Origin of the sequence: Lentzea sp. NBC_00516 (genome assembly GCF_036346835.1) — a bacterium.
In the GTDB taxonomy this organism is placed as follows: domain Bacteria; phylum Actinomycetota; class Actinomycetes; order Mycobacteriales; family Pseudonocardiaceae; genus Lentzea; species Lentzea sokolovensis.
On sequence record NZ_CP107840.1, the window covers coordinates 7,926,214 to 7,950,368 of the forward strand.

Genomic DNA, 24,155 nt, shown 5'->3' on the forward strand with positions numbered 1-24,155 from the left:
CCGTAGAGGAGCTTCCGGACCCGTGTGGCCGTGTCCACCAAAAGGGTGACGCTCTGGGATTGACACAGGGGTGCGTTCACACGCTACGATCATCTCGTTCGTTCGAACAAGCGTTCGAATAAGCAAGTCGCCGAACTTCCCTCGGCGGTCGTGCACAGGGGTGCGCACGGTCCGTGAAGGGAGGTGGGTGGAGTGTCCAGGTCGGCAACGGCGTCGTTGGCCGCGCTCGGGGTGAACCCGGCCAGCGAGTTGACCAGCACCACCACCGACCACACCACGGGGCGGGTCCTGCCGGTTCGCGGGGAACTGGCGGGCCTGCTCCCGTGGGGCGGCTTGCGGCGTGGCAGCACGGTGTCGGTGGGCGGATCGACATCGTTGCTGCTCGCCCTGCTGGCGGGTGCGACCGCGGACGGCTGCTGGGCCGCCGTGGTCGGTCTGCCCCAGGTGGGAGTGCTGGCCGCGGCCGAACTGGGCGTCGCGGTGCAACGCCTGGCACTGGTCCCACGTCCCGGCTCCGATCCGGGCCCGGTCATCGCGGCCCTGCTGGACGGCATCGACCTGGTGGCCGTCGCCTGCCCGCTCCCTCCCTCGCTGGCCCGCCGACTGACGGCCCGCGCCCGCCAACGCCGTTCCGTGCTCATCGCCTACGGCCCCTGGCCCTCGGCCGACGTGGAACTGACCGCGGAGTCCGTGAGCTGGAACCCGTTGCGCGACGGCGCGGAAACGTTGCGGCGCCAGGAGATCACCGTGCGCAGCGGTGGCCGCGGTTCGGCAGGGCGCGCGAAGAACGTGCTGCTGACCTTTGGCACAGAAGAAGAAATCGAGCTCCCGCTGGTGGCCGGCGAACCGGCCCGCTCCGACGAGCCGGCTGATGCCGGTCCGGGCCGGGCCGACGAGCTGGCCGCCAGGCGGGTGGACAGTGCCGTCACCAGGCGGACGGAGGCAGTGGAACGCCTGGTCAGGCTCGCGCAAAAGGGTCCGTCGGCGTGACGGACACACGGCTGCTCGCCGTCTGGTGCCCCGACTGGCCCGTCATCGCCGCCTGCGCCGCCACCGGCACCGCCCCGCACGTGCCGGTGGCGGTGGTCGACGGCAACGAGATCGTGTCCACCTCGGCGGTGGCGCGGGCCGAGGGCATCCGGAAGACGATGCGCAAGCGCGCGGCCGAGGCGATGTGTCCCGAGCTGATCACCTTCGAGCACGACCCGCAGCGCGACGCCCGGTTCTTCGAGCCGGTCGCGGAGGCCGTCGAGGAGCTCGCGCCCGGCATCGAGGTCGTGCTGCCAGGGCTGGTCGCGGTGCCGGCGCAGGGGCCGGTCGGCTACTTCGGGTCCGCGGAGCAGGCGGCCGCACGGATCGTCGACCACGTCGCGACCCGTGCCGGCACCGAGGCCCAGGTGGGCATGGCCGACAGCCTGTTCGCGGCCACGAAAGCCGCGCACCGCAACGTGATCGTGCCGCCGGACCGGACGCCGGAGTTCCTCCGGCCGTTGGGCGTGCACGAGCTTGATGCTCCAGATCTGGTCGACCTGCTCAGAAGGCTCGGCCTGAAGACGCTCGGCGCGTTCGCGGACGTGCCGGAGAACGCGGTGGCGTCGAGGTTCGGCGGCCCGGCCACCCGGCAGCACCGGCTGGCCCGCGGGTTGCCGGAACGTCCGCTCGACAAGCGCAGGCCCGCGCCGGAGCTGGCGGTCACCGAGACCTTCGACGACCCGGTCGAGCGCATCGACGCGGCCGCGTTCGCCGCGAAGATCCTGTCGGAACGGCTGCACGAGAACCTCGCGGCCAGAAGTCTCGCGTGCACGCGGCTCGGCATCCACGCCCGCACCGAGAACGACGAGGAGCTGCATCGGGTGTGGCGGGCCGCGGAACCGTTGACGCCACGGGGAATCGCGGACCGGGTGCGCTGGCAGCTCGACGGGTGGCTCACCCGCGAACGCCTCACCTCCGGCATCCGCACGCTCACCCTCGAACCGGTCGAGGTCGTCAACGGCACCGCGCTCCAGCTCGGGTTGTGGGGCCACGATGACGAACGCGCGGTGCGGGCGTTGCTGCACGTCCAGGGGTTGCTCGGCCCGGACGGCGTGCTCACCGGGGTCATCGACGGCGGCAGGGGGCCGAAGGAGCAGGTCAGGCTCGTGCCGTGGGGCGACGAACGGGTGCCCGCTCGAAATCCGGACCACCCGTGGCCCGGCCGGCTCACCAGGGCGCCCGCGACGCTCGCCGACGATCCCGCGGACCTGAAGGACGAGGCAGGCGGCGAGGTCGGCGTGACGGGCCGTCTCGAACTCACCGCACAACCGAAAAGCCTGACGGTCAAAGGGAAGAAGCGGGAGATCACCGCGTGGGCCGGGCCGTGGCCGGTCGACGAGCGGTGGTGGGCGCCGGACCCGCACCGGGCCGCGCGCATCCAGGTGCAGACGAACGACCAGGCGTTCCTGCTCATCCGCAGGGACCAGAGGTGGTTTCTGGAAGGGGTGTACGACTGATGTACGACGAGTACTGGGATCTGCTGGAGACCTTGATCCCGTTGCCGCGCAAGGAACCTGATGGGCTGGAATAACCCGCCGGTCCGCTGGAGGGAGCTGGAACGGGCGCTCTCCGGCAAGCCCTACGAACAGAAACCCGACGGCGGCGACGGTCCGGGGTGGGGAAGACACCGCGACCGGTACGCCGCCCCACCGGGGTTCGAGCTGCACGCGGACGAGCTCGCGGTCACCCGCAAGCGCGTCCCGTACGCGGAGCTGCACTGCCACTCCAACTTCAGCTGGCTCGACGGCGCGAGCCATCCGGAGGAACTGGTCGAGGAGGCGCAACGGCTCAAGCTCGACGCCATCGCGATCACCGACCACGACGGCATGTACGGCGTGGTCCGCTTCGCCGAGGCCGCCAAGGAACTCGGCATGCACACGGTGTTCGGCGCCGAGCTGAGCATCGGATTGAGCAGACCCGCCAACGGCGAACCGGATCCCGAGGGCGACCACCTGCTTCTCCTCGCCCGCAAACAGGACGGCTACCACGGGCTCTGCCGCACGCTCACCACCGGCCACCTCGACGACAACGCCGAGAAGGGCAAACCCGTCTACGACATCGACCAGATCGTGGCCGACACCAAGGGCGATGTCGTGGTGCTCACGGGCTGCCGCAAGGGAACCGTCCGCCGCGCGCTGGTGAGAGAGGGCCCGGAGGCGGCGTTCGAGGAGATCGTCAGGCTCACCGACCTGTTCGGCAGGGGCCGCGTCTACGTCGAGCTGACCGACCACGGCCTGCCCGAGGACAGCAGGCGCAACGACATCCTCAACGCGATGGCCCAGAAGCTGCAACTCCCCGTCGTGGCAACGAATGCGGTGCACTATGCGACTCCGAGCCGTGGCAGGCTCGCCGCCGCAATGGCCGCCGTGCGCGCGCGAAGCAGCCTCGACGACATGGCCGGCTGGCTGCCGCCGTCACCCGCCGCGTTCCTGCGCAGCGGGGAGGAGATGTTCCACCGGTTCCGCCGTTTTCCCGGCGCCGTGCACAACGCCGCGTTGCTCGGCATGCAGCTGGCGTTCGACCTGCGGCTGGTCGCGCCGAAGCTGCCGCCGTTCGACGTGCCGGACGGCCACACCGAGATCAGCTGGCTGCGCGAACTCACCTATGAGGGCGCGCGGCGCAGGTACCCCGACGACAACGAGAAGGCGTTCCGGCAGATCGAGCACGAGCTGAGGATCATCGAACAGCTCGGCTTCCCCGGCTACTTCCTCGTCGTGCACGACATCGTGGACTTCTGCAAGCGCAACGACATCCTTTGCCAGGGCAGGGGCAGCGCGGCGAACTCCGCGGTGTGCTTCGCGCTCGGCATCACCAACGTCGACGCGGTCCGCTTCGACCTGCTCTTCGAACGGTTCCTGGCGCCCGCCCGCGACGGCCCTCCCGACATCGACGTCGACATCGAGTCCGACCGGCGCGAGGAGGTCATCCAGCACGTCTACGCCAAGTACGACCGCAGGCACGCGGCGCAGGTCGCGAACGTCATCACCTACCGCGCCCGTTCCGCGGTGCGCGACATGGCCCGCGCGCTCGGCCACTCGCCGGGCCAGCAGGACGCGTGGAGCAAGCAGATAGACCGGTGGGGCCCGCTCGGTACCACCACCGACGACTGCGACATCCCGGATGACGTGCTGGAACTGTCCGCGCAGCTGGAGAACTTCCCGCGCCACCTCGGCATCCACTCCGGTGGCATGGTGATCTGCGACCGCGCCGTCAGCGAGGTGTGCCCGGTGGAGAAGGCGCGCATGGACAAGCGCACGGTGCTGCAGTGGGACAAGGACGACTGCGCGTCCATCGGCCTGGTGAAGTTCGACCTGCTCGGCCTCGGCATGCTCTCCGCGCTGCACTACGCCATCGACCTCGTCCGCGACCACGAAGGCGTCGACGTCGACATGGGTTCGGTGAACCTTGCCGACCCCGCCGTCTACGACATGCTGCAGAAGGCCGACTCGGTCGGTGTCTTCCAGGTGGAGAGCCGAGCGCAGATGGCGACGTTGCCGCGCCTGAAGCCCCGCAAGTTCTACGACCTGGTCGTCGAGGTCGCGCTGATCAGGCCCGGCCCGATCCAGGGCGGCTCGGTGCACCCGTACATCCGGCGCCGCAACGAGGTCGAGAAGTGGGACTACGACCACCCGTTGCTGGAGAACGCGCTGAAGAAGACCTACGGCGTTCCGTTGTTCCAGGAACAGCTCATGCAGATCGCGGTGGACGTGGCCGGCTTCACCGCCGCCGAGGCCGACGAACTGCGCCGCGCGATGGGCGCCAAGCGTTCGACCGCCCGGATGGAACGCCTGCGCGACCGCTTCTACGAGGGCTGCGCCGCCAACGACATCGGTGAAGAGCTGGCCGGCCGCATCTACGCGAAGCTCCTGGCGTTCGCCAACTTCGGCTTCCCCGAGTCGCACGCCCTGTCGTTCGCGCACCTGGTGTTCGTGAGCGCGTGGTTCAAGCTCTACTACCCGGCGGCGTTCTGCGCGGCCCTGCTCAGGGCCCAGCCGATGGGCTTCTACTCGCCGCAGTCGCTGGTGATCGACGCCCGCCGCCACGGCGTGACGGTGCACAGCCCGTGCGTGAACCGGTCGCTTCCCTGGGCGGGTCTGGAACCGTTCGAGGGCAAGAACTCCGTCCGCATCGGGCTGTCCGCCGTCCGGGGCATCGGCGCCGCGGACGCGGAGCGAATCGTTGCCGCGCAACCGTTCCGCGACATGGAGGACTTTGGCACCCGCGTGCAGCTCACAGCGGCTCAGGTGGAAGCCCTGGCCACCGCCGGTGCCTTCTCCTGCTTCGGCCTGGAACGCCGCGAGGCGCTCTGGGCGGCCGGAGCGGTGGCCGCCATCAGGTCCGATCGCCTGCCAGGCACCGTGGTCGGCGTCGACGCGCCCGCGTTGCCCGGCATGGACGACGTCGAACTGGCGGTGGCGGACGTCTGGGCCACGGGCCTGTCCCCGGACAGCTTCCCTACCAAGTTCGTGCGGTCCACTTTGGACTCGATGGGCGCGCTGCCGGTGACCACCCTCGCATCCGTCGAACCCGGCACGCGCGTGCTGATCGGCGGCGCGGTGACGCACCGCCAACGGCCGGCGACGGCGGGCGGGGTCACGTTCCTCAACATCGAGGACGAGACGGGGATGGTGAACGTCGTGTGCTCGCCGGGTTTGTGGGCGCGGTACCGGCGGGTGGCGCGCGGCAGCGGCGCGATGCTCGTGCGGGGCGTGGTCGAGTCGGCGGAGGGCGTGGTCAGCCTGCTGGCGGACCGGTTGCAGCACCTGGACCTGCGGATCCCGTCGAAGTCACGGGACTTCCGCTGAAGTTCCCCTGCCAGGATTCGAACCTGGTCCTCCCGCGTAACAGTCGGGCGTGCTGCCATCAGCACTTCAGAGGACACGGTGGAGCGGAGGATGCAGGATTCGAACCTGCGCAGCGCTCGCGCGCTGACCACTGTTTTCGAGACAGCTGCCTTACCGGGCTCGGCCAATCCTCCCCAGGACGCGGAGGGCGCGCGGATCGAACGCGCGCCAGACGTTGCTGGACCACGGATCAGCAATCCGGTGCCTTACCACTCGGCCAGCCCTCCTTTGCCCTGCATTACCGGTGCGCCGGAAGGCGCCTTTCCGTCGGATGCCCGCGAGTCGAACGCGGTGTGTCCTCATCCCAAATGAGGTGGGTTGCCGTCTCCCTCGCACCCGTGAGTACCCCTGCCAGGAGTCGAACCTGAATCTCGGCGTTCGTAGCGCCGCACTCTGTCCATTGAGCTACAAGGGTGTATTTAAATGCACAGCAAACAAAGAGAGCCGCCCTGATCGGTTTCCCGATGGGCGGCTCCCCGTGTGACCTGAAGCTGGCCACTACAAGGAGCTCACCTGCGAAAACGGTCGCGAGGAGCTGGGGAGCCGCGATGAGCGCACGCAGGCGACGACGCTGCCGGAGCGTCCGCGTCGCATGTCCTGGCTCGTCATGGCTGTCCCTTTCGGCTTGGTGTGTGGCACAAGTATTGCGGCGGGCGATGTCCGGCGTCAATCATTTTTTCGAACGAATTCAATTGTTGAACTAGTTCCCGGCGACCTGCCAGCCTCCGAACGGGTTCGTGGGGCCGGCCGCGCTCTGCTTGCGTTCGTAGAGCTTCGCGTCCGCGCCGACGACGAGCACCCGTACGAAACCCGAGGCGTCGCGCACGGCGGCAGGACCGACCTCCGCGTATCCGCCGAGGTCCTCCCACGGGCCGAACGTGTTGCCGTTGGTCTGTCGCGCCACGCTGATGCCGTAGCTGTCGTTGCGTGCGAACGCCAGCACGCGCGCGGCCGTCCCGCCGCCGGACGTCACCGCCGCGACCGGACCGACGCCGCCCTGCCCGCCGAGGTGGGCGAGTGCGCCGAACGTGCCGTTGCTCGAACCTTCGGCGATCGTGCCGACGGCGCCGTCGCCGTGCTCGCGGACGATCGCGCGAACCTTGTTGCCGTCCATCGCGACGGCGGGTGCGTGCGTGCACTCGACGGACCCGACCGACTTGTAGCCGAGAGACGCGCCGGGGTTCTGCTGCCAGTGGGCGACCTGACCGTTGTTGTCGGCGAACAGGTGCAGGCGGCCGGTCGACGAGGTGAAGCCGACAGGGGGCGACACGATCACGGCGGTCATACCGCCGCTCGACAGCGCTTCCCATCCGCTGAACGAGCCGTCGCCGTTCTGCCAGGCGTTGCTGACGCCGTTGGCCTTGTTGATCGCGAACAGCTCGAGCCCACCGTCGCCGTTGAGCACGAGACCTGGCGTGCCGAACGCGGGCGTGGCTCCGTCCGGGTTGCCGACGTCGGCGAAGGAGCCGAACCCGCCACCCGGCGAGGACTGGCCGGCGACGAGGATCGAGCCGGTGTCGAGGTCCAGCACGGCGATGTGCACGAGGCCCGACCCGTTGAGAGCCACGGCGACACCTGGTGCGAACGTGCCGCCGCGCAGCATCACCGGGCCCGTCCAGGCGCCGCCGACGGCCTGGTGCCACCACATGATCGAGTCACCGGCGGCGACGAACGCGTGCAGCTTGCCCGTGCTGTCGACGATCGCCCACGGCGCGACGACGGGCCACCGCTGGTAGTTGTGGAACACGTGCTCGTCGAAGGCGTTGCCCGTGACCGGGTCGTGCTCGGCGTACGCCTGGTAGGCCGCGCTCTTCGGCCCGACCAACGCGGCCGGCACGTTCCTGGGCGACGCGGCGATGTTGTAGCAGCGGTAGCGGGTGAGCAGCACGAACCCGCGTCCGGTGGTGCCCTCGTAGGACTTGACGGCCTTCGTCGCGAACTTCGCCGCGTGGACGTGGTCGGTGTGCTCGGTGCCCTCGTTCGGGAAGCTGAGGGACGGCTCCGGGTCCTGGATGCGGATCACCGTCGGCTGGAACTCGTCGAGCAACGCGAGCAGCACGTTGTTCACGTCCGCCTGGTTGTACCACTGCGAGACCTGGACCGGCCCGCCCGTCGGCCTGATCGCCGGGACGGCGTGGTTCGGGTCGTTCCACAGCTTCTCGAGCGCCTTGTCGTGCTCGGGCAGGTCGCCGCCGCCGTCGGGCAGCTGCAGGTAGACCAGCTGGACGTTCGGCGCGCCCACGAGGGTGTCGATCTCGAGGACCATCGTCGCGACCTCCTTGGTCGCGCGGGTCCAGTTGTTCGGCTTGCCCGCGAGCGTCGCGTAGGCGGAGCGCTGGCCCTCCTGCACGCTCGCGGCCAGGTCCTCCCGGGTCATGTTCCCGTGGCCGTTGTACTGGTCGGCGGTCAGCACGATCGTCCGCACCGGCAGCCCGGAGAGGATGGACGGCTGGATGTCCGGGTTGATGAACAGCAGGTCGTCGTCGGTGTGCGCGACGATGGTGACGAAACTTCCCTGACCGGGAAGGGAACTGGTGCCTGGTGCCGCGGCGAACGCGATGCCGGTGTGGGCGATCGCGGTCGCGGCGGCGGCAGAGGCACCTGCGACGAGTACTGTGCGCCGGCTGATGCAGGTCATCGAGAATCCCCCAGATTCTGTCCAATGCAACAAACCACAGGACGCACGGTACTGCCGGAGGTTGCACACGAGGTTCAGACCACTGGGTGACCGCAGGCGTGCTTCAGGGGCGTTCGTAGGTCATGAACGAGACCCCGCTCTCGAACAGCTGGGCGTTGGTGCGCTGGAACTTCGTGATGTCGGCTTTCCCGTCGAACAACGGGATGCCGCGCCCGAACACCACCGGGTGGATCTTGAGCAGCAGCTTGTCGATCTCGGGCAGGAGCTCGCCCGCGAGCTTGCCGCCGCCGCACAGCCAGATGTCGAGGCCGTCCTCCGCCTTCAGTGAGCGCACACGCCCGACGACGTCCTCGCCGATCAGTTCGACGTCGTCCGGGGTGTCGAGCGCCTGGGACGTCACGACGAACTGGCGCAGGTGCGCGTAGGGCGAGGCCAGGCCGCCGGGCACCTGATAGGTGTTGCGGCCCATCAGGACCGTGTCGAAGTTCCGGTTCGGCGCGTCCTGCAGGCCGAGCGCCTCGCGGAACTGGGTGGGCAGCGTGTCCGCGTACACGGCGTTGATGCCCTCCATGTGGTCGCCTTCGAAGACGAACCCGTCGAAGGTCCCGTCCTCGGCCGCGATGTAACCGTCCAGCGTGACGGCCACGTAGTAGACGAGCTTTCGCATGCAAACCCCCTGGATCTCGTTCAACCACGACAACTGTAGTACTATGGCTGTAGTGGTTGTCAAGGAGGCATCGTGGTCCGGAACGAGGCACGGCGAACTTCTCTGCTGGACGCGGCGATCGACGTCCTGGCCGAAGAGGGTGCGCGGGGGCTGACCTACCGCGCGATCGACGCGAAGGCGCGGGTGCCGGCGGGCACGGCGTCGAACTACTTCGCGAACCGCGACGAGCTGATGTCGAGCGTCATGACGCGAGTGCACGACCGGCTCATGCCGTCCGACGAGTCGGTCGCCCAGTCGTTGGCGATGCCGCGCGACAGGTCGCTGACGGTGAAGTTCATGCACGACATCATCAAGCGGGCGGACGCCGACAAGGCCTGCTACCTCGCGATGATGGAGCTGCGGCTGGAGGCCACCAGGAGGCCGGAGATCCGGCAGGCGCTCACGCGGACGATCGCCGAGAACATCGAGGCCAACGTCGCGTTCAACGAGGAGTCGAAGCTGCCGGGCGACCGGATGACCGTCGTCTCGCTGTACTTCGCGATGACGGGGCTGATCTACGAGCGGCTGACGCTGCCGGACGTGGTGGCCACCATGGACCTCGACGAGCTGGTCGAGGTCATGGTGGACCGGGCTATCGGCTGAGCGGGCCGCCGGTGATCGTCAGAGCGACGGCGATCACCACGATGCCCAGCGTCGAGTACAGGAACGCGTCCATGCCACGGCCGCGGATCTTGATCAGACCCGCCTGCTCGTCGGTCACGAGGATCCGCAGCACGGCCGCGACCAGCAACGACACACCGAGCAGCACGGCGCCCTGCCGCCAGTGGTACTGGAAGATCCGCACCAGCCCGAGCGCGCCGACCCCGAGCACCAGCGCGAACGGCAGGTGCTTCGCGGGACCTGAGCGCCAGCGCTGTTCCGGCATGAGCGCCTCTGCGTCAGACCGCTGCATTGGCGCGCTCGGCGGCTTCGACGGTGTTGGTCAGCAGCATCGCGACGGTCATCGGGCCGGAGCCACCGGGGATCGGGGCGAGCCAGCCGGCGACCTCACGGACCTCGGGGGCCACGTCGCCGACGAGACCGGCCTCGGTGCGGGTGATGCCGACGTCGACCACGGCCGCGCCGGGCTTGACCATGTCCGCGGTGATCAGGCCGGGGCTGCCGGCACCGGCGATCACGATGTCCGCGCGGCGCACCTCGGCCGCCAGGTCCTTGGTGCCGGTGTGGCACAGCGTCACGGTGGCGTTCTCGCTGCGGCGGGTCAGCAGCAGGCCGATCGGGCGGCCCACGGTGACGCCACGGCCGACGACGGTGACGTTCGCGCCGGCGATCGGCACGTCGTAGCGGCGCAACAGCTCCACGATGCCGCGCGGCGTCGCGGGCAGCGCCGCGTCCTCGCCGAGCACGAGCTTGCCGAGGTTGACCGGGTGCAGGCCGTCGCCGTCCTTGGCCGGGTCGATGCGCTCCAGGATCGCGTTCGCGTTGAGGTGCCTGGGCAGCGGCAGCTGGACGATGTACGCGGTGACCTCGGGGTTCGCGTTCAGCTCGTCGATGACGGCTTCCAGCTCCTCCTGCGTGATCGACTCGGGCAGGTCGCGCCGGATGGACTTGATGCCGACCTTCTCGCACGCCCGGTGCTTGCCCTTGACGTACGAGTGCGAGCCGGGGTCGTCGCCGACCAGCACGGTGGCGAGACCGACCGGGCCGGGCAGCGCGGCGACCCGCACCTTGAGGTCCTCGAACAGCGCGTTCCGGGTTTCGTTGCCGTTGAGCAGCGTCGCAGTCACGTCCTCATCCTCCCATTGGGCAGGGCCGCGATGCCCACCGACACCAGCGTCAGCGCCACGCCGATGACCGTCGGCAACGCCAGGTGCCCGCTCACCGCGTCGAGCAGCACGGCCCCGATGAGCTGCCCGGACACGCCGCACAACCCGACCATCAGCACGCCGATGAACCGCACCGACGTGATCGCGCCGCCCACGCCCACGATGCCCAGCAACCCGCCGAGGTACAGCCACCACTGCGAGGGGAACGCGCCGGGCACGCCACTCCACGTCACGGCGTTGACCAGCGCCAACGCCGCCGTGCCCACGCTGAAGTTCACCAGGATCGTCGCCACGGAGCTGACCGCGGCCTCGCGCACCAGCCCGTTCACCGCCTGCTGCCAGCCCATCAGCAGGCCCGCGACCAGCGGCAGCACCGCGAGCCACAACCCGCCGGGCGACGTGAACCGGTCCGACACCGCGATCGTGACGGCGATAACACCGACGGCCGCTCCGACGACACGTGTCTTTGTAAACGGCTTCGACTCGCCGGGACCGACCCCGAGGTTGTCCATGACCATGCTGCTCACGACCTGCCCGATCACCACCGCGACCGTGAACACCGCCACACCGATGGTCGCGACCGCGAGGCCCTGTGAGCCGACGAGCACCGCGCCGCTGATGCCGCCGACGCACTCCCACCACCGGATGCGCCGGTGCCGCAGCGCGTCCCGCAGCCGCAGCAGCCCGTCCCGTCCGGACTGCCGGGACAGGACCACCGCGAGCAGCACGAACCACCCGCCGGCGAAGGAGATCAACGCCGCCAGCAGCCCGTTGCCCAGCGACTGCGCGAGCGAGGAGTTGACACGCGCCTGGACCGCGATGGCCACTCCGCCCGCCGCCGCCAGCAGACCACCGGTCACCTGCGAGGACCGCGTCACATGTTCTCCAGATCGGACGAAAGTGTTCTTGATCAGCTTTAACCATGCACGTCCACCGCGTTATGGTCGGGTCTCCACCGTTCGGCGCATTGGCGGGGGACGTGTGCGATCCGGCGAGTTGCGGGGGAAGATGTTGGCGTGTCCGAGCCGAAGCCGTTGAACCCTACCGAGCAGGACGCTCTGGTTAAGCAGATCGGCCTGACTCTGATGCGGGCCGCACCAGAGGACTGGCGCAGTGTCACCGCGCAGTACCGCGCCACCGGCCGGTACTTCGAACTGGAGGCCGAACTCAAGCTGCAGGACGGCTCGAAACGCGCCTGGGCGGTGCCGCAGGACGCGGCCTCGCTGTTCGCGCGCCTGCGGGCCGGAATGCACCGCGAGGGCCGGGGCAGCTGGACCAATGCCCGGTACCAGCTCGACCACCCCTCCAGCTACAACCTCGACTTCGACCGCGCGGAGCCGAGCTGGCAGACGCCACCTCCCCAGCAGGCGTACTTCGACGAGATGCGGTTCTTCCCGCGTATCGAGGAGAACGTCCCTGAGTGGCTGCGCCGCAGGCTGAACCCGCCGACGCCGGTGTTCCGGACCGTCCGCGTGTTCGACGGCGCCGGACCGAACGGTCGTCCGTCGGTCAACCGGCCGCCGGTGCCGGAGCCCGAGGTCGCGCCGCTGCTCGCGTACCTGTCGAACGCGCCGGTCGCCGTGGCCGGTCGTGGCTTCGACAACGACGTGCTGCACCCCGACGCGCCGCCGGTCGTGCCGTCGGGGTTCCAGACGGACGGTGCGTGGATCTGGCCCGCCGGAGTCGCGTACTACCTGCGCAAGTACGGCGTGCCGCCCGAGCCCGAGCTGGTCGAACGCGCCCGTGCCGCCGGTTTCAGCCTGCCGGAGGTGAGTGAGGAGTCGAGGCTCGCCGCCGCGGCGAACCTGGGCGCTCCCGCCGCGCCTCCCGGCACCGTGGTGCCGACGCCGGTCGAGCCCGAACCGGAGCCCGAGCCCTCGGTGGACGCGACGCAGTTCGTCACGGCCCCCAAGTTCGAGGCCACGAAGTTCGAGGCCCCCGCGGCGGAGACGGCGGACGACGCGGAGGAGGAGTACGACTTCGAGCCGTTCTACCCCGAACCGCCCGTCGTCGAGGAGCCGCAGCGCAAGCCCGAGCCCGTCGACGACCTCGGCGAGACGCTCGCGGTGGCCGTGCCGCCGCTGGCCGGCGACGGCCCTCCCTACCGGGTCGTCTTCGACTCGGACGGCATGCCCGGCACCGTCGACGACCGGACCCTGCGCGACACGTACGGCGCGGGCATGGACCTGTTCGCCCCGCACCCGAGCGAGGCCGAGACGCAGGAGCCCGTCCGGGAACCTGTCCGGGAGCCCGCCAGGGAGCCCGTCCGGGAGCCGGCTCCGGAACCGGTCGCGGAGTTCGTCGCCGAGAAGCCGAACGAAATTGACCTCCAGGACGAACACGTAGACGTGGACGTCCCCGAGGAACCCGAGATCCCCACCGCAGGGCCGGACGAGCCCGAGCTCCTCACGCACCACCGCGAAGAGGAGCTCACGGACCACCTGGTCGCCGAGACCGAGGAACGTCCGCGCGACGTCATGCAGGACACGATGGCGTGGAGCCCGGTCCTCGACGAGCCTCTGGAGAGCCCGGCCGAGGTCACCGAGGAGCACCCGGTCGTCGCGGTGACCGAGGACGAGCCCGACCTCGCCGAGGAGGAGATCGAGTCCACGACCTCCTTCGAGGCGACCGCGTTCGAGCCGGAGTTCGAGGACCGCTTCGAGGCGCAGCTCGACTCGCACTTCGAACCGGAGCCGGAGCCCGTCGCCGAGGTTCTGCCGATCGTGCCCGTGGTTCCCGTGTCCCCGCCGGCGCCGACGCGCTCCGAGGAGACCACCCAGTTCGACGCGGCGCTGTTCAGCGAACCGGAGCCCGAGCCGGAACCGGAACCGGAGCCGGTCAAGCCGCCGCGGCAGGTCACGCAGGAGGAGGACCGCGAGCTGGCGGGCACCCGCCGCGCGCTCGACGACCTCAACGTGCCGCACGGCGTGTTCCGGATCGGCGGCGAACCCGCCGACCGCACCTGGACGCTGCGCCTCGACGGTGACAGCTGGGAGGTGTGCTGGTTCGACCACGGCCCGAAGAACCCCGTGCGGTTCGACAAGGTCGAGGACGCGTCGGCGTACCTGGTCGGCAGGCTGGTGCTGGGCAACTTCCGCACGATTCCGCGGACGCCTCCGCCTCCTGCGCCGAGGCCGATCACCAACGGCTTCCGCGAGGAGCCGCGCCGGCCCGTTCCCCCGCAGCGCCCGCCGATGCCTCAGGCACAGCCTCAAGCACAGCCCCAGGCACAGGCTCCGACGCAGGTGCAGCAGGCGCCGCTGCCCCCGGCCGCGGCCCCGACGAAGGTGCAGCCGGTTCCGCCACCCGCACCGCAGCAGGCCCCGGCACCCTCGCCGGTCGCCGCCGCCGTGGCGCAGGAGGAACCGTCGAAGCGGAAGTTCCCGATCTCGCCGCTCGCGGGCGAGCCGCCGCTGACGTTGTTCCGCCACAAGCAGATGTTCGAGCTGCCGGCGGGCACCGAGATCGACCGCTACGGCGACCAGAGCGGCAACCTCGTCTACGTGGCGGGCACGCCGTTCCCGGAACGCAGCCTCGTGCCGTCGTGGATCAACCGCCCGTACCGCGTGTACCGGTTGCGCCGCCCGCTCGAGGTGCTGACGGGCGTGGCCGTGCCGTGGTTCGAGCAGCCCGGTGGCGGCACCGCCTACCTGCTGCCGAAGGCGGTCGAGGAGATGGTGGCGGACGGCGTTCTCGTGGAGATCACGGGATCAGCCGACCACTGACCGCTTGGTTCTGAGGTGGCCGGGATCCGCACGGATCCCGGCCACAGCCATGTCAGCGGCGGTTCCAGCACGACGAGCCGGCGCATCCACCCGTCCTCACGACACGACTAGGCCGTAGGCGGCCGCGAACGCGATCGCCTGGTCGATGTCGATCAGGGCTCCGGCGAGCTTGGCCTGCCGGAGCCCGTTCGCGTCCACCATCGCCCCGCGCAGGTCGGCGCCCTCCAGTTTGGTGTCGAGCAGCCGCGCGCCCATCAGGTCCGCCTTGCTCAGGTCGGTGTTGCGCAGGTCCGCCTCGACGAGGTTCGTCTCGCGGAACCGCTGACCACTGAGCTTCAGGTCGTACAGCGGCGCCTTCACGAGTGACGCCAGCGTGAAGTCCACCTCGGTGAACGTGACGGGCCGCAGCACGCAGTCGACGAAGTTCGACCCCATGAGGCTGCACGAGTCGAACGACGACCGCGTCAGCACGGTGCGGTCGAAGGTGCACTGACGGAACGCCGTCGCCTGGTGCTTCGACTCGCCGAGATCCGTCCGGGTGAAGTCGCACCGGGTGAACGTGCACCCCGTCGTGACGAGCTCGCGGAGGTCGGCCTCGGTGAAGTCGCAGTCGGTGAAAGACCGCTTCTCCCAGTGCTGACCGGGCATGACGGCGTCGGCGTAGTCCTCGCCGATCTCTTCGTCGGGGATGTCCACTCTCACACTCTGCCATCGGCCACGTGTTGGTAACGTGCGGGTCGCCGGGCGACCTGCCCGACGTCAACGAGGACCGTCATTCGGGAAGGCTCATGACCCGCACGCCCGTGAACGTCACTGTCACCGGTGCAGCCGGCCAGATCGGCTACGCACTGCTCTTCCGCATCGCTTCCGGCCACCTGCTCGGCCCGGACACCCCGGTCAACCTGCGGCTGCTGGAGATCACCCCCGCGCTGAAGGCCGCCGAGGGCACCGCGATGGAGCTGGACGACTGCGCCTTCCCGCTGCTCAAGGGCATCACGATCACCGACGACGCGAAGACCGCGTTCGACGGTGTGAACGTGGCCCTGCTCGTCGGCGCCCGCCCCCGCACCAAGGGCATGGAGCGCGGCGACCTCCTCGAAGCCAACGGTGGCATCTTCAAGCCGCAGGGCGAGGCGATCAACGCCGGTGCCGCTGACGACGTGAAGGTCCTCGTGGTCGGCAACCCGGCCAACACCAACGCCCTCATCGCCCAGCAGCACGCGCCGGACGTCCCGCGCGAGCGCTTCACGGCGATGACGCGTCTGGACCACAACCGCGCCCTGTCGCAGCTCGCCAAGAAGCTGGGCGTCGCGGTCACGGACATCCAGAACATGACGATCTGGGGCAACCACTCGGCCACCCAGTACCCGGACCTGTTCCACGCCAAGGTCGGCGACAAGACCGCCGCCGAGGCCGTGAACGACCAGGCGTGGCTGGAGAACGACTTCATCCCGACCGTCGCCAAGCGCGGCGCGGCGATCATCGAGGCCCGTGGCGCGTCTTCCGCCGCGTCGGCCGCGAACGCCGCCATCGACCACGTCTACGACTGGGTCAACGGCACCGAGTGGACCTCGATGGCCATTCCGTCGGACGGTTCGTACGGCGTACCCGAGGGCATCATCTCGTCGTTCCCGGTCCGCACCTCGGGTGGTTCCTACGAGATCATCCAGGGCCTGGAGATCGACGAGTTCTCCCGCGGCCGCATCGACGCCTCGGTCGCCGAGCTCGTCGAGGAGCGCGACGCGGTCAAGGGCCTCGGCCTGATCTGAGTTTTTCGTGGCAGTGTGGGGAACGTGCTGATCCCGTGGGACGTTCCCCAGCCACAGCTCTCCGATGACGTGCACCCTGCGCTCGCTGATGCCGCCCGCGCGGCGTCGGCGGCGTACGGGCGTGCCCGATCTCTGCACACGCGCCTCGAGCTCCGCGAAGAAGTGGCGGACGGCGCGGACGGAACACCGACGATGCTCGTCGACCGCATCGTCGAGGACGCGATCCTGGAGTCCATCCACCGCAATCGCGTGAACCTGCTCTCCGAGGAAGCCGGGTTCGTCGACAACGGTTCCTCGATCACCCTGGTCATCGACCCGGTCGACGGGTCCGCGAACGCCGCGTTCGGCGTCCCTCTCTCTTGCTTCGCTGGTGCACTCGTCGAAGACGGCACGGCAAAAGAAGCTCTCACGACGTGGTTCGACACGGGCCGTGCGTGGCATGCGCGCGCAGGAGTGCCGACGTCGTTCCGCACCACCGGACGCACGACGCTGGACGGCGCGTCCGTGTGCATCATGCGTCCCAAGAAAGGCACTCAGGACGCGTGGCTGCGCATCGCGAACCGCGCCGATCGCATCCGTGTGCTGTGCACGACATGCCTGGAGACCATGCTGGTCGCGGAAGGCACGGTCGACGCGTTCATCGATCCGGGCAGCGACACGCACCGGATCATGGACCTCGCGACGGCGCTGGTCACCGTCCCCGCCGCGGGCGGGGTGCTGGTCGACCTGCGCGGACGGCCGTTCACGTTCGAACCCGACCTGACCCACCGGTGGTCAGGCGTGGCGGCAGCGACTCCTCAGCTGGCCGAGGAGCTCATCGCGACCGTGCTGGGTTAGATGGTGCCCCGCGACTCGACGACGCAGTCGGGGCCGGGGAACACCAGGCCCTCGTGACCGTCGTTGAAGCGGACGAGGTACGGCGGATGCCCGTCGCTCCCGCGCACCTCGAGGATCTCGCCGAGGCGCTCCTCGAGGCCGATGGAGCGGCTGTGGACATGGAGCCTGTCACCCACTGTTGCTTGCATGGTGCTGCAACACCTCCGGTGTGCGGCCGAGGCTTGGCGCGTCGAACGCGTTAAAGCCTAGGCCGACACCGGAGGCGCGCAACAGGGCTCAAGTGCTCATCCGCCGCAAGCCGAGGAGACCTTCGCGGCGAGGTCGGCCTTCTGGGCCACCCAGTCCGCCGCGGAGTTCACGTTCTGCATGCCGTTCGCGGCCTCTTCGAGAGCCTTCTTCACGTTCTCGTCCGGCGAGGAGTTCGCGAGGGTCTCGAGCTCCTTCGCCTTGGCCTGGGTCTCTTCCAGAGCCTTCTGCGGGTCGCTCATGTCCGGCGAGAAGCCCAGGAGCGAGATCGCGTCGGCGCACAACTTCACCTTGTCCGCGGTGTCGCTGACGCCCTGGATCGTGTCGCACGCCGTCAAGCTGCCCAACGCGATGACAGCAGCGGCAAGCGGTCCAACTAGGCGCATTCGCTCTCCTTGTGCCCGATGTGTCCGGATTCGTTGCTTATGACTCTACCGACGTACGTCTTGATCGAGTTGCCGTTGGTAGAGCTTGCGGATGACGTCGTCGATTTCCGGCTCCACGACGGCGAGGTCGTGGACCTCCACCTGCCGCACCACCTGGGTGATCAACTGCGCCGCCGTCGTCTCCGCTCTCCTGAACGTGAGGTGGTGTCGCAATCCGTTGGCCTCGCTGCGCACCGCCGTTACTCCAGGGACGTCCGGTGCCGGGCCGGGTTCCCTGAGGTCGATGACGAGCTCGCGGTCAGGGGTGACCTCGGCGCGCAGCTCGTCCAGCGGTCCGTCGGCGAGCACCCGGCCGTGGTCGATCACCATCAGCCGCGGGCACAGCCGTTCGATGTCGTCGAGGTCGTGCGTGGTGAGCAGAAGTGTTGTGCCACGGCGGGTGTTGATGTCCGCGAGGAACTCCCTGAGGCGTTCCTTGGACTCCAGGTCCAGGCCGATCGTCGGCTCGTCCAGCACCAGGAGCTCAGGGGCGTGCAGCAGAGCGGCGGTGATCTCGCCACGCATCCGTTGCCCCAGTGAGAGCTGCCTCACTGGTGTGATCAGAAGCTCTTGCAGGCCAAGGAGTTCGACGCACTCGTCGAGCCGCTTCCGGTAGTCCTCCGCTGACACGCGGTAGATGGACCTGAGCAGGTCGAAGCTGTCCTTGAGCGGCAGGTCCCACCAGAGCTGGCTGCGCTGGCCGAACACGACACCGATGCGTTTCGCGAGATCACGCCGCTGCTTCGACGAGTCCACGCCGTTCACCCTGATGTGGCCGCTGGTCGGCACCAGGATCCCGGTCAGCATCTTGATCGTCGTGGACTTGCCGGCGCCGTTCGGCCCGACGTATCCGACGGCCTCCCCGGCCTTCACGTCGAACGTGACGCCGTCCACCGCCGTGACGGTCTTGTAGTTGCGCCGCAGGCCTTTCGACGTGGCGACCTTGAACTCCCTGCGGAGTTCCCTGACCTCGATCATGATCCCGTTCCCCGGTAGTGCCTGACCGCGAACCGCCACACGAACCCGGCGACGACCGCCGCCAGCCCCGCGACGAGCGGTGATGTCCAGCCGACCCAGCCAGGAAGGCCGAGCGGATCCTGCTTCCCGAGCAGCGCGAGGCTCGGGTAGTACGCGACGAACGCCCCCGGCACGACGAACGCCATCAGCCAGCGCAGCGGCCGCGAGTAGACGTTGATCGGGTACGACGTGAAGGTGTTGCTGCCGTAGGTGACCGCGTTGGCGAACTCACGACCTTCGACGATCCAGAAGCACACCGAGCAGGCCACCACCCAGACCGCGCCGTAGATGACCGCGCCGGCCAGCGGCGTGGCGATGATCAGCGCGACCTTCGCGGGTGTCCAGCCGATGCCGACGTGCGTCAGCGCGTAGACCATCACGGCGATCGCGCCGATGATGCGCCCGAGCCTGCGCAGGCGAACGTCCGACACCATGATCTGCGGCAGCGTGCCGAGCGGCCGCATCAGCAGCACGTCGAAAGTGCCGGTGCGAATGTAGTTCGGCAGGTTGTCGAGCTGCCCGGCGAAGAGGTCGGCGATGCCGAACGCGCAGCCGGCGAACGCGTACATCAGCAGCACTTCGTCCTTGGTGAACCCGCCGAGCGCGCTGATGTGACCGAACAGCACGAGGATGACGACCAGCTCGATCCACTGCGCCAGCACCTGCGTGACGAGGTCGAGCGCGAACGACGCGCGGTAGGACATCTGGCTTCTCAGCCGTGCGCCGATCAGCCTGGGATAGATGACGTCAGCCACCCTGCAACACCACCTTGCGCACCGCTCGTTGCAGCGTGAAGTGGCCGGCCGCCAGGACGACCACGGCCCAGAACGCCTGCAGGAGCAGGAGTTTCACCGGATCGCCGTGCCCGAGGAACACGTCGATCGGCGCCTGCAGCAACGAGGGGAACGGCGTCATCCAGAGCACGTCGCGAGCCCACTCGGGGAAGAACGCGATGGGCACCGTCAGCCCGCACAGCAGGCCGGACGAGACGTTCCAGAACCCGTAGAGCCCCCGGTTGTCGATCAGCCAGAACGAGCTGATGTCGATGAGGAACCGGCAGCCGAAGCAGATCACCAGCGCAATGAGTGCGCTGACCAGGAACAACGGCCACTGCACCGCGTTCTCGGGGAACTGGAACGGGAACAGCAGCATGCCGAACACCATCGGCGGGACGAGCCGCGTCAGGAACGCGAAACCGCCCCGCCCGACGTCCTCCGCGAGAAGGGCGCCTTGCAGGTTCCACGGCCGGTAGAGGTCTACCACCACGTCACCGGATCGCACGCGCTCGGCGAGCTCGTTGGTTCCCCACAACAGGATGAACCCGAGCAGCCCCTGCCCGATCCAGACGTAAGTGTTGGTGGCAGCGACGTTGTAGTCCGCGATTTCACCGTTCGCCGCCTTGAGCGCGGCGACGAGAACGGCGACTCGCAGCAGGCCGAAGACCACGTTCGTGGTCATTCCGGCCAGCATCGCTTGTCGGTAGGTCGAGTACCTTCGGAATCCAGCAATGATCAAATCGGCGTGAACACGCACGTCGGTCTACGTTACCGACCGTCGCAAGTGGATTTTCTAGGAGATCTGGATCTTCTTCTCCCTGTCGGGACCCGGGATCTGCCAGTTGACCGGCCTCGGCCGCTCACCGGGATAGGTCTGCGTGTCGCCGAACCCCGCCGGGCAGTAGCCGAGTCCGGGAACCGCCTGCATGTTCCCTCCGGCGGAGAAGTGCGTCGCGCTGACCCAGCCCCAGTACCCGTTGTCTCCCAGGGTGTAGCCGAACCAGTTGTTGACGAGATCAGGGCTGCCGTTGACCCCGTACGTCAGCGTGATCCCGAACGTGCGCTGGCAGATGAACCAGCTGTTGCCCGCGTTGAGCACGCCGTCGACGTTGCCCACGGGAGTGATGGTGCCTGGGCCCCACATGGCCCACTGGTGGTTGGTGCGCCAGATGTTGCAGGTGTAGGTCGTTCCATACCCGGCCTGCCCGCCGGACTGGTAGCAACTCCCGGCCGCCTGCGCTGCCGGGGTGCTCACGATCAGAGAGCCTGCGACGGCAAGGCACGCGACAAGAGCGCGAAGCTTCTTCATGATCCCCCCAGGATGTTTGTCCAGCGGATCATAGTCAGCTGCCGAACGCGCTCGTCACGTCTTCGCCGACCTCAGGGTTCTTGGCCAAGCACAGGTAGTAGTTGCGGGTACCGTCCTTGAAACCGACCGCGGTGATCTCCCATCCGGCCGTGTCCACACCCTGTCTCGTATTGGCCTTCATGACCTCGGACGTGCACGTCTTCGCGAGCTCGGGGGACTTCGCCAGGTCGTCGGGGTCAGCGACGGGAAGCTCGCCGGACAGCCATCCGCCCGCGAAGGCTTCCCAGTAGTGCTCTTCAGCGCAGCTTCCACGACGACGGGCGACGGGGGCGTTGCCGCCGGAATGTGTGATTCCGCCGTAGCAGGTGGACTTGTCGACGCAGAACTTGTCGCCGCACACCATGAGGAACGGCGGAACGTCCTCGGCGCCGCCCTGCTGCGTCGTCGCCGCTCCAGGCCCTTGGGCTTCTGCCTTGTCCTTGTCGAAGAGGTTCCACACGAGCACGCCCGCCACGATCGCGACGACCAGCCCGGCCGCGGCGACCAACGGCCACGTCCTGCGCTTGGGCGGGGGAGGGACCGGCACGGTCGGCATCCGCATCGGGTCGACCAGCTCGTCGCGCAGCTGTGCGGCACTCGGCGTGCGCAGGTTCGCGTCCGGGTGCAGCGCCCTCGCCAGAGCCTCGTGCAACGCGACCGGCACCCCCGGCACCGCGGGCACGGGCCGGCGCAGGATCTCGCCGAGCTGGTCGAACGACGTGATCGGCCACGGCACCGGACGCGGCGGCTTGCCCGCGAGCAACGTGTAGAGCGTCGCGGCGAGGCTGTACACGTCGGCCTGCGGCGTCGGCTCGGCCATCGCGAACGCCTCGGGCGGCGCGTAGCTGGGGCTCAGGGCGTCACGCGTGACCGTGCTGCCGCCCTGCGCGTCGAGCAGCGCCGCGAGCCCGAAGTCGGCCAGCTTCGGAGTGCCGTAGCGGTCGACGAGGATGTTGCCGGGCTTGATGTCCCGGTGCAGCACGCCTGCCTGATGCGCGGCGGCCAGTGCGTCGGCGAGCTTGATGCCGAGATCCCGCACCTGGTCGGGGTGCAACCGCCCCTGCCGGTCGAGCTGGTCGGCGAGCGACCCGCCCGTGCACAGCTCCATCACGATGTACGGCGTGCCCTGGCCGGTGATGTTCGCGTCGTGCACCCCGACGACGTGCGGATGGCCCGACAACTTGGCCGCCGCCTGCGCCTCGCGCAGGAACCGCCTCCGGTCGCGTTCGTCGACGAGCACCCGGTTGTCGATCTTGACGGCGACGTCACGACCGAGCTGTGCCTGGTGGGCGGTGTAGACGGTGGCGAACCCGCCCGCGCCCAACGGTCTCAGGTCGGTCAGGCCGGGGATGTGGGGTGCGGTCACGCGCGGGAGCATAGTTCCGCACCCCGACAATCCACCTCTAGGCCGTGCAGTTCAGCGAACCGCTCCTGAGCGCGTGACTGCTCGTGTTGTCGTCGTCCGACCACAGCACGACCTTCTTGCCGCTCACACAGCTCGGCGAGATCGCGAAGCCCTCGAGGTTCACGTTCGGCAGCTTCGACGGCCGGTCGTACGTCGCCGTCACCTTGAACTTGCCGTCACTGATCGCAAGCGTCGTCGCCCGCCCGCTGCAGTTGCTGTCGCAGGTGGCCCAGAGCCTGTTGTTCTCCCACTCCAGGTCCATCACCTGCGCCTGCCCGCCGGCGAACTTCGAGACCAGCTTCGCCCCGCCGTCCTGCAGCGCGTACAGGAAGATCCCGCCCGTGGCCTCCAGCCCGACCGCGAACAACCCGGTCCCGTGCGCGGGGTAGTCGGCGGGGTCGTAGAGCTTGCCGGTGTCGTCCTTGAACTGCTGCGAGGTCAGGAACGAGTCCGGAATCCACGAGATCGCCTCGGGCCCGTCGTTGGGGTCGACCGACGGCATCCCGGGCAGCTTCCACTCGGCCGACGCGTTGCTGCCACTGCCGAACTTCAACACCATCGGCGAACTGACGTCACCGTTGTCGTTGTCCCGCTCGGTGACGACGAACAGCCCGTCCGGCGTGCTCACCACACCCTCGGCGTCCGGGTCGCCCTTCCCGTTCTTGAACTTGAGCGACCTCTTCGAGTCGACCTTCCACGTGCTGCCGCTCGGCACGAGCCGGTAGAGCGTGGAAGGCCCGTTCTTCACCGCCCACACAACGCCGGCACTCTCGAACGACAACCCGCTGAGGTTCTTGCCGAACACGTTCGTGCCGTCAGCAGTCTTGGTCGCCGAGTCACCGGGCCACGTGGTGGCAGCGTCAGCCGCCGTGGCACCCAGACCGAGCGCCAGGACCGTGAAAACGCCAATCGCCTTGATGCGCAACGCAAACGCCCCTTCTCTCACGAGGCAAGATGGCACCTCGTTCGGGCTGGCGGCGGACGTCCAGTGCACCAGACGATGAACAGTCGTGCTACTTCTTGGCGGCGGCCTTCGCGGCCTTCTTGAAGTCGCGGACCTCGAGCAACGACTTCTGATCGCGCACGTCAGCGACGCTACGTCGGCTTCCTTCGTCCCCGTAGTGCCCAGCCGCCTCACGCCACCCGGCGGGCGTGACGTCGAACTGTTTGCCCAAAAGGGCCAGGAAGATCTTGGCCTTCTGATCGCCGAACCCCGGCAACGCCTTGAGCCGCTTGAACACCGCGGCCCCGTCCCCGTCGGCCCAGATCCGCGTCACGTCGCCGTCGTAGGTCTCGACGACGAACTGCGACAGCGCCTGCACCCGCTTGGCCATGGAACCGGGGAACCGGTGCACGGCGGGCGGCGTGGCCATGATCGTGGCGAAGGCCTCCGGATCGGCCTCGGCGATGCGGTGCACGTCCAGGCCGCCCATGCGGTCGGCGAGGACCTTGGGGCCGGAGAACGCCTTCTCCATCGGAATCTGCTGGTCCAGCAGCATCCCAGTCAGCAGGGCGAACATGTCCGACGCGAGGAGTGCGTCCGCGTCCGGGTTCTGCGCGAGGCACAACGTGCGGGTCATGGCGGCAATCCTGACACGAA

22 protein-coding genes and 4 tRNA genes are annotated in these 24,155 nt (G+C 68.8%); 7 read left to right on the plus strand and 19 right to left on the minus strand.

The annotated features are described in order from the left end of the window. Positions 1 to 192 precede the first annotated feature (192 nt). From OG205_RS36585 to OG205_RS36595, 3 genes are read left to right on the plus strand one after another with little or no spacing between them, the layout of a single operon-like run. Complete coding sequence (locus OG205_RS36585) at positions 193 to 990, plus strand: hypothetical protein (protein ID WP_330272423.1); 798 nt, start codon at positions 193 to 195, stop codon at positions 988 to 990. After that, entirely contained in the window at positions 987 to 2,489 is a 1,503-nt protein-coding gene (locus OG205_RS36590) for a DNA polymerase Y family protein (protein ID WP_330272424.1), read from the plus strand. The genes OG205_RS36585 and OG205_RS36590 overlap by 4 nt, the downstream gene beginning before the upstream one ends. A 60-nt stretch (positions 2,490 to 2,549) precedes the next feature. Beyond that, the gene (locus OG205_RS36595; RefSeq protein ID WP_330272425.1) at positions 2,550 to 5,837 is read left to right on the plus strand and encodes an error-prone DNA polymerase; all 3,288 of its coding nucleotides are present in this window, start codon (positions 2,550 to 2,552) and stop codon (positions 5,835 to 5,837) included. A 2-nt stretch (positions 5,838 to 5,839) separates the two neighbouring features. On the opposite strand, the gene OG205_RS36600 is transcribed toward OG205_RS36595, so the two are convergent. From OG205_RS36600 to OG205_RS36625, 6 genes are all read right to left on the minus strand, one after another. Further along, positions 5,840 to 5,911, minus strand: a tRNA-Asn gene (locus OG205_RS36600). 10 nt (positions 5,912 to 5,921) lie between these two features. Then, positions 5,922 to 6,010, minus strand: a tRNA-Ser gene (locus tag OG205_RS36605). A gap of 8 nt (positions 6,011 to 6,018) precedes the next feature. After that, positions 6,019 to 6,103, minus strand: a tRNA-Ser gene (locus OG205_RS36610). Positions 6,104 to 6,219: 116 nt separating this feature from the next. Continuing rightward, positions 6,220 to 6,291: transfer RNA gene (locus OG205_RS36615), tRNA-Arg, on the minus strand. A 285-nt stretch (positions 6,292 to 6,576) separates the two neighbouring features. Beyond that, a complete protein-coding gene (locus OG205_RS36620; protein ID WP_330272426.1) occupies positions 6,577 to 8,514 on the minus strand; it encodes a PIG-L family deacetylase in 1,938 nt (645 codons plus the stop codon). A gap of 103 nt (positions 8,515 to 8,617) precedes the next feature. Continuing rightward, positions 8,618 to 9,181, minus strand: a complete 564-nt coding sequence (locus tag OG205_RS36625; protein WP_330272427.1) for a dihydrofolate reductase family protein — start codon at positions 9,179 to 9,181, stop codon at positions 8,618 to 8,620. Between the two features lie 72 nt (positions 9,182 to 9,253). Here OG205_RS36625 and OG205_RS36630 point away from each other — a divergent pair, with 72 nt between their 5' ends. Beyond that, positions 9,254 to 9,823 carry a TetR/AcrR family transcriptional regulator gene (locus OG205_RS36630; protein ID WP_330272428.1) on the plus strand — a complete coding sequence of 190 codons (570 nt, stop codon included), beginning with the start codon at positions 9,254 to 9,256 and terminating at the stop codon, positions 9,821 to 9,823. On the opposite strand, the gene OG205_RS36635 is transcribed toward OG205_RS36630, so the two are convergent. From OG205_RS36635 to OG205_RS36645, 3 genes are read right to left on the minus strand one after another with little or no spacing between them, the layout of a single operon-like run. Next, positions 9,813 to 10,106, minus strand: coding sequence for a DUF3017 domain-containing protein (locus OG205_RS36635; protein WP_330278306.1), 294 nt, complete (start codon positions 10,104 to 10,106; stop codon positions 9,813 to 9,815). The genes OG205_RS36630 and OG205_RS36635 overlap by 11 nt on opposite strands. A 13-nt stretch (positions 10,107 to 10,119) precedes the next feature. Continuing rightward, a complete protein-coding gene (locus OG205_RS36640; RefSeq protein ID WP_330272429.1) occupies positions 10,120 to 10,968 on the minus strand; it encodes a bifunctional methylenetetrahydrofolate dehydrogenase/methenyltetrahydrofolate cyclohydrolase in 849 nt (282 codons plus the stop codon). Beyond that, positions 10,965 to 11,885 (minus strand): DMT family transporter, encoded by a 921-nt coding sequence (locus OG205_RS36645; protein ID WP_330272430.1) that lies wholly within the window; start codon positions 11,883 to 11,885, stop codon positions 10,965 to 10,967. Before OG205_RS36645 ends, OG205_RS36640 begins: the two co-directional genes overlap by 4 nt. 138 nt (positions 11,886 to 12,023) lie before the next feature. On the opposite strand from OG205_RS36645, the gene OG205_RS36650 reads away from it, so the two are divergent. Continuing rightward, entirely contained in the window at positions 12,024 to 14,732 is a 2,709-nt protein-coding gene (locus OG205_RS36650) for a glycohydrolase toxin TNT-related protein (protein WP_330272431.1), read from the plus strand. 96 nt (positions 14,733 to 14,828) lie between these two features. Here the strand turns inward: OG205_RS36650 and OG205_RS36655 are convergent, their stop codons facing one another. Further along, entirely contained in the window at positions 14,829 to 15,380 is a 552-nt protein-coding gene (locus OG205_RS36655) for a pentapeptide repeat-containing protein (protein WP_330278307.1), read from the minus strand. A 140-nt stretch (positions 15,381 to 15,520) separates the two neighbouring features. Between OG205_RS36655 and OG205_RS36660 the strand changes: the two genes are divergently transcribed. Continuing rightward, entirely contained in the window at positions 15,521 to 16,501 is a 981-nt protein-coding gene (locus OG205_RS36660) for a malate dehydrogenase (RefSeq protein ID WP_090067175.1), read from the plus strand. Positions 16,502 to 16,516: 15 nt separating this feature from the next. Continuing rightward, entirely contained in the window at positions 16,517 to 17,338 is an 822-nt protein-coding gene (locus tag OG205_RS36665) for an inositol monophosphatase family protein (RefSeq protein ID WP_330272432.1), read from the plus strand. Here the strand turns inward: OG205_RS36665 and OG205_RS36670 are convergent. From OG205_RS36670 to OG205_RS36710, 9 genes are all read right to left on the minus strand, one after another. Beyond that, positions 17,335 to 17,526: a DUF1918 domain-containing protein gene (locus OG205_RS36670; protein ID WP_319975014.1), complete on the minus strand. Its 192-nt coding sequence runs from the start codon at positions 17,524 to 17,526 to the stop codon at positions 17,335 to 17,337. The genes OG205_RS36665 and OG205_RS36670 overlap by 4 nt on opposite strands. A gap of 96 nt (positions 17,527 to 17,622) precedes the next feature. Further along, on the minus strand, positions 17,623 to 17,970 hold the full coding sequence (locus OG205_RS36675) for a hypothetical protein (RefSeq protein WP_319975015.1): 348 nt from the start codon (positions 17,968 to 17,970) through the stop codon (positions 17,623 to 17,625). Positions 17,971 to 18,015: 45 nt separating this feature from the next. Then, on the minus strand, positions 18,016 to 18,987 hold the full coding sequence (locus OG205_RS36680; RefSeq protein ID WP_330272433.1) for an ABC transporter ATP-binding protein: 972 nt from the start codon (positions 18,985 to 18,987) through the stop codon (positions 18,016 to 18,018). Then, a complete protein-coding gene (locus OG205_RS36685; protein WP_330272434.1) occupies positions 18,984 to 19,781 on the minus strand; it encodes an ABC transporter permease in 798 nt (265 codons plus the stop codon). Before OG205_RS36685 ends, OG205_RS36680 begins: the two co-directional genes overlap by 4 nt. Next, entirely contained in the window at positions 19,774 to 20,484 is a 711-nt protein-coding gene (locus tag OG205_RS36690; protein WP_330272435.1) for an ABC transporter permease, read from the minus strand. Before OG205_RS36690 ends, OG205_RS36685 begins: the two co-directional genes overlap by 8 nt. A gap of 111 nt (positions 20,485 to 20,595) precedes the next feature. Continuing rightward, complete coding sequence (locus OG205_RS36695; protein WP_330272436.1) at positions 20,596 to 21,057, minus strand: hypothetical protein; 462 nt, start codon at positions 21,055 to 21,057, stop codon at positions 20,596 to 20,598. A gap of 88 nt (positions 21,058 to 21,145) precedes the next feature. After that, positions 21,146 to 22,516 carry a serine/threonine-protein kinase gene (locus OG205_RS36700; protein ID WP_330272437.1) on the minus strand — a complete coding sequence of 457 codons (1,371 nt, stop codon included), beginning with the start codon at positions 22,514 to 22,516 and terminating at the stop codon, positions 21,146 to 21,148. A 37-nt stretch (positions 22,517 to 22,553) separates the two neighbouring features. Next, the gene (locus OG205_RS36705) at positions 22,554 to 23,501 is read right to left on the minus strand and encodes an esterase-like activity of phytase family protein (protein ID WP_330272438.1); all 948 of its coding nucleotides are present in this window, start codon (positions 23,499 to 23,501) and stop codon (positions 22,554 to 22,556) included. Between the two features lie 67 nt (positions 23,502 to 23,568). Further along, a complete protein-coding gene (locus OG205_RS36710) occupies positions 23,569 to 24,135 on the minus strand; it encodes an HhH-GPD-type base excision DNA repair protein (RefSeq protein ID WP_093591464.1) in 567 nt (188 codons plus the stop codon). Between the last annotated feature and the right edge of the window lie 20 nt (positions 24,136 to 24,155).

Coding starts and splice junctions, on each gene's coding strand:
- OG205_RS36690 (WP_330272435.1), bottom strand. CDS start 20,484: ATGACCACGAACGTGGTCTTCGGCCTGCTGCGAGTCGCCGTTCTCGTC.
- OG205_RS36680 (WP_330272433.1), bottom strand. CDS start 18,987: ATGATCGAGGTCAGGGAACTCCGCAGGGAGTTCAAGGTCGCCACGTCG.
- OG205_RS36670 (WP_319975014.1), bottom strand. CDS start 17,526: ATGCAAGCAACAGTGGGTGACAGGCTCCATGTCCACAGCCGCTCCATC.
- OG205_RS36675 (WP_319975015.1), bottom strand. CDS start 17,970: ATGCGCCTAGTTGGACCGCTTGCCGCTGCTGTCATCGCGTTGGGCAGC.
- OG205_RS36595 (WP_330272425.1), top strand. CDS start 2,550: ATGGGCTGGAATAACCCGCCGGTCCGCTGGAGGGAGCTGGAACGGGCG.
- OG205_RS36625 (WP_330272427.1), bottom strand. CDS start 9,181: ATGCGAAAGCTCGTCTACTACGTGGCCGTCACGCTGGACGGTTACATC.
- OG205_RS36620 (WP_330272426.1), bottom strand. CDS start 8,514: ATGACCTGCATCAGCCGGCGCACAGTACTCGTCGCAGGTGCCTCTGCC.
- OG205_RS36710 (WP_093591464.1), bottom strand. CDS start 24,135: ATGACCCGCACGTTGTGCCTCGCGCAGAACCCGGACGCGGACGCACTC.
- OG205_RS36635 (WP_330278306.1), bottom strand. CDS start 10,106: ATGCCGGAACAGCGCTGGCGCTCAGGTCCCGCGAAGCACCTGCCGTTC.
- OG205_RS36660 (WP_090067175.1), top strand. CDS start 15,521: ATGACCCGCACGCCCGTGAACGTCACTGTCACCGGTGCAGCCGGCCAG.
- OG205_RS36655 (WP_330278307.1), bottom strand. CDS start 15,380: ATGCCCGGTCAGCACTGGGAGAAGCGGTCTTTCACCGACTGCGACTTC.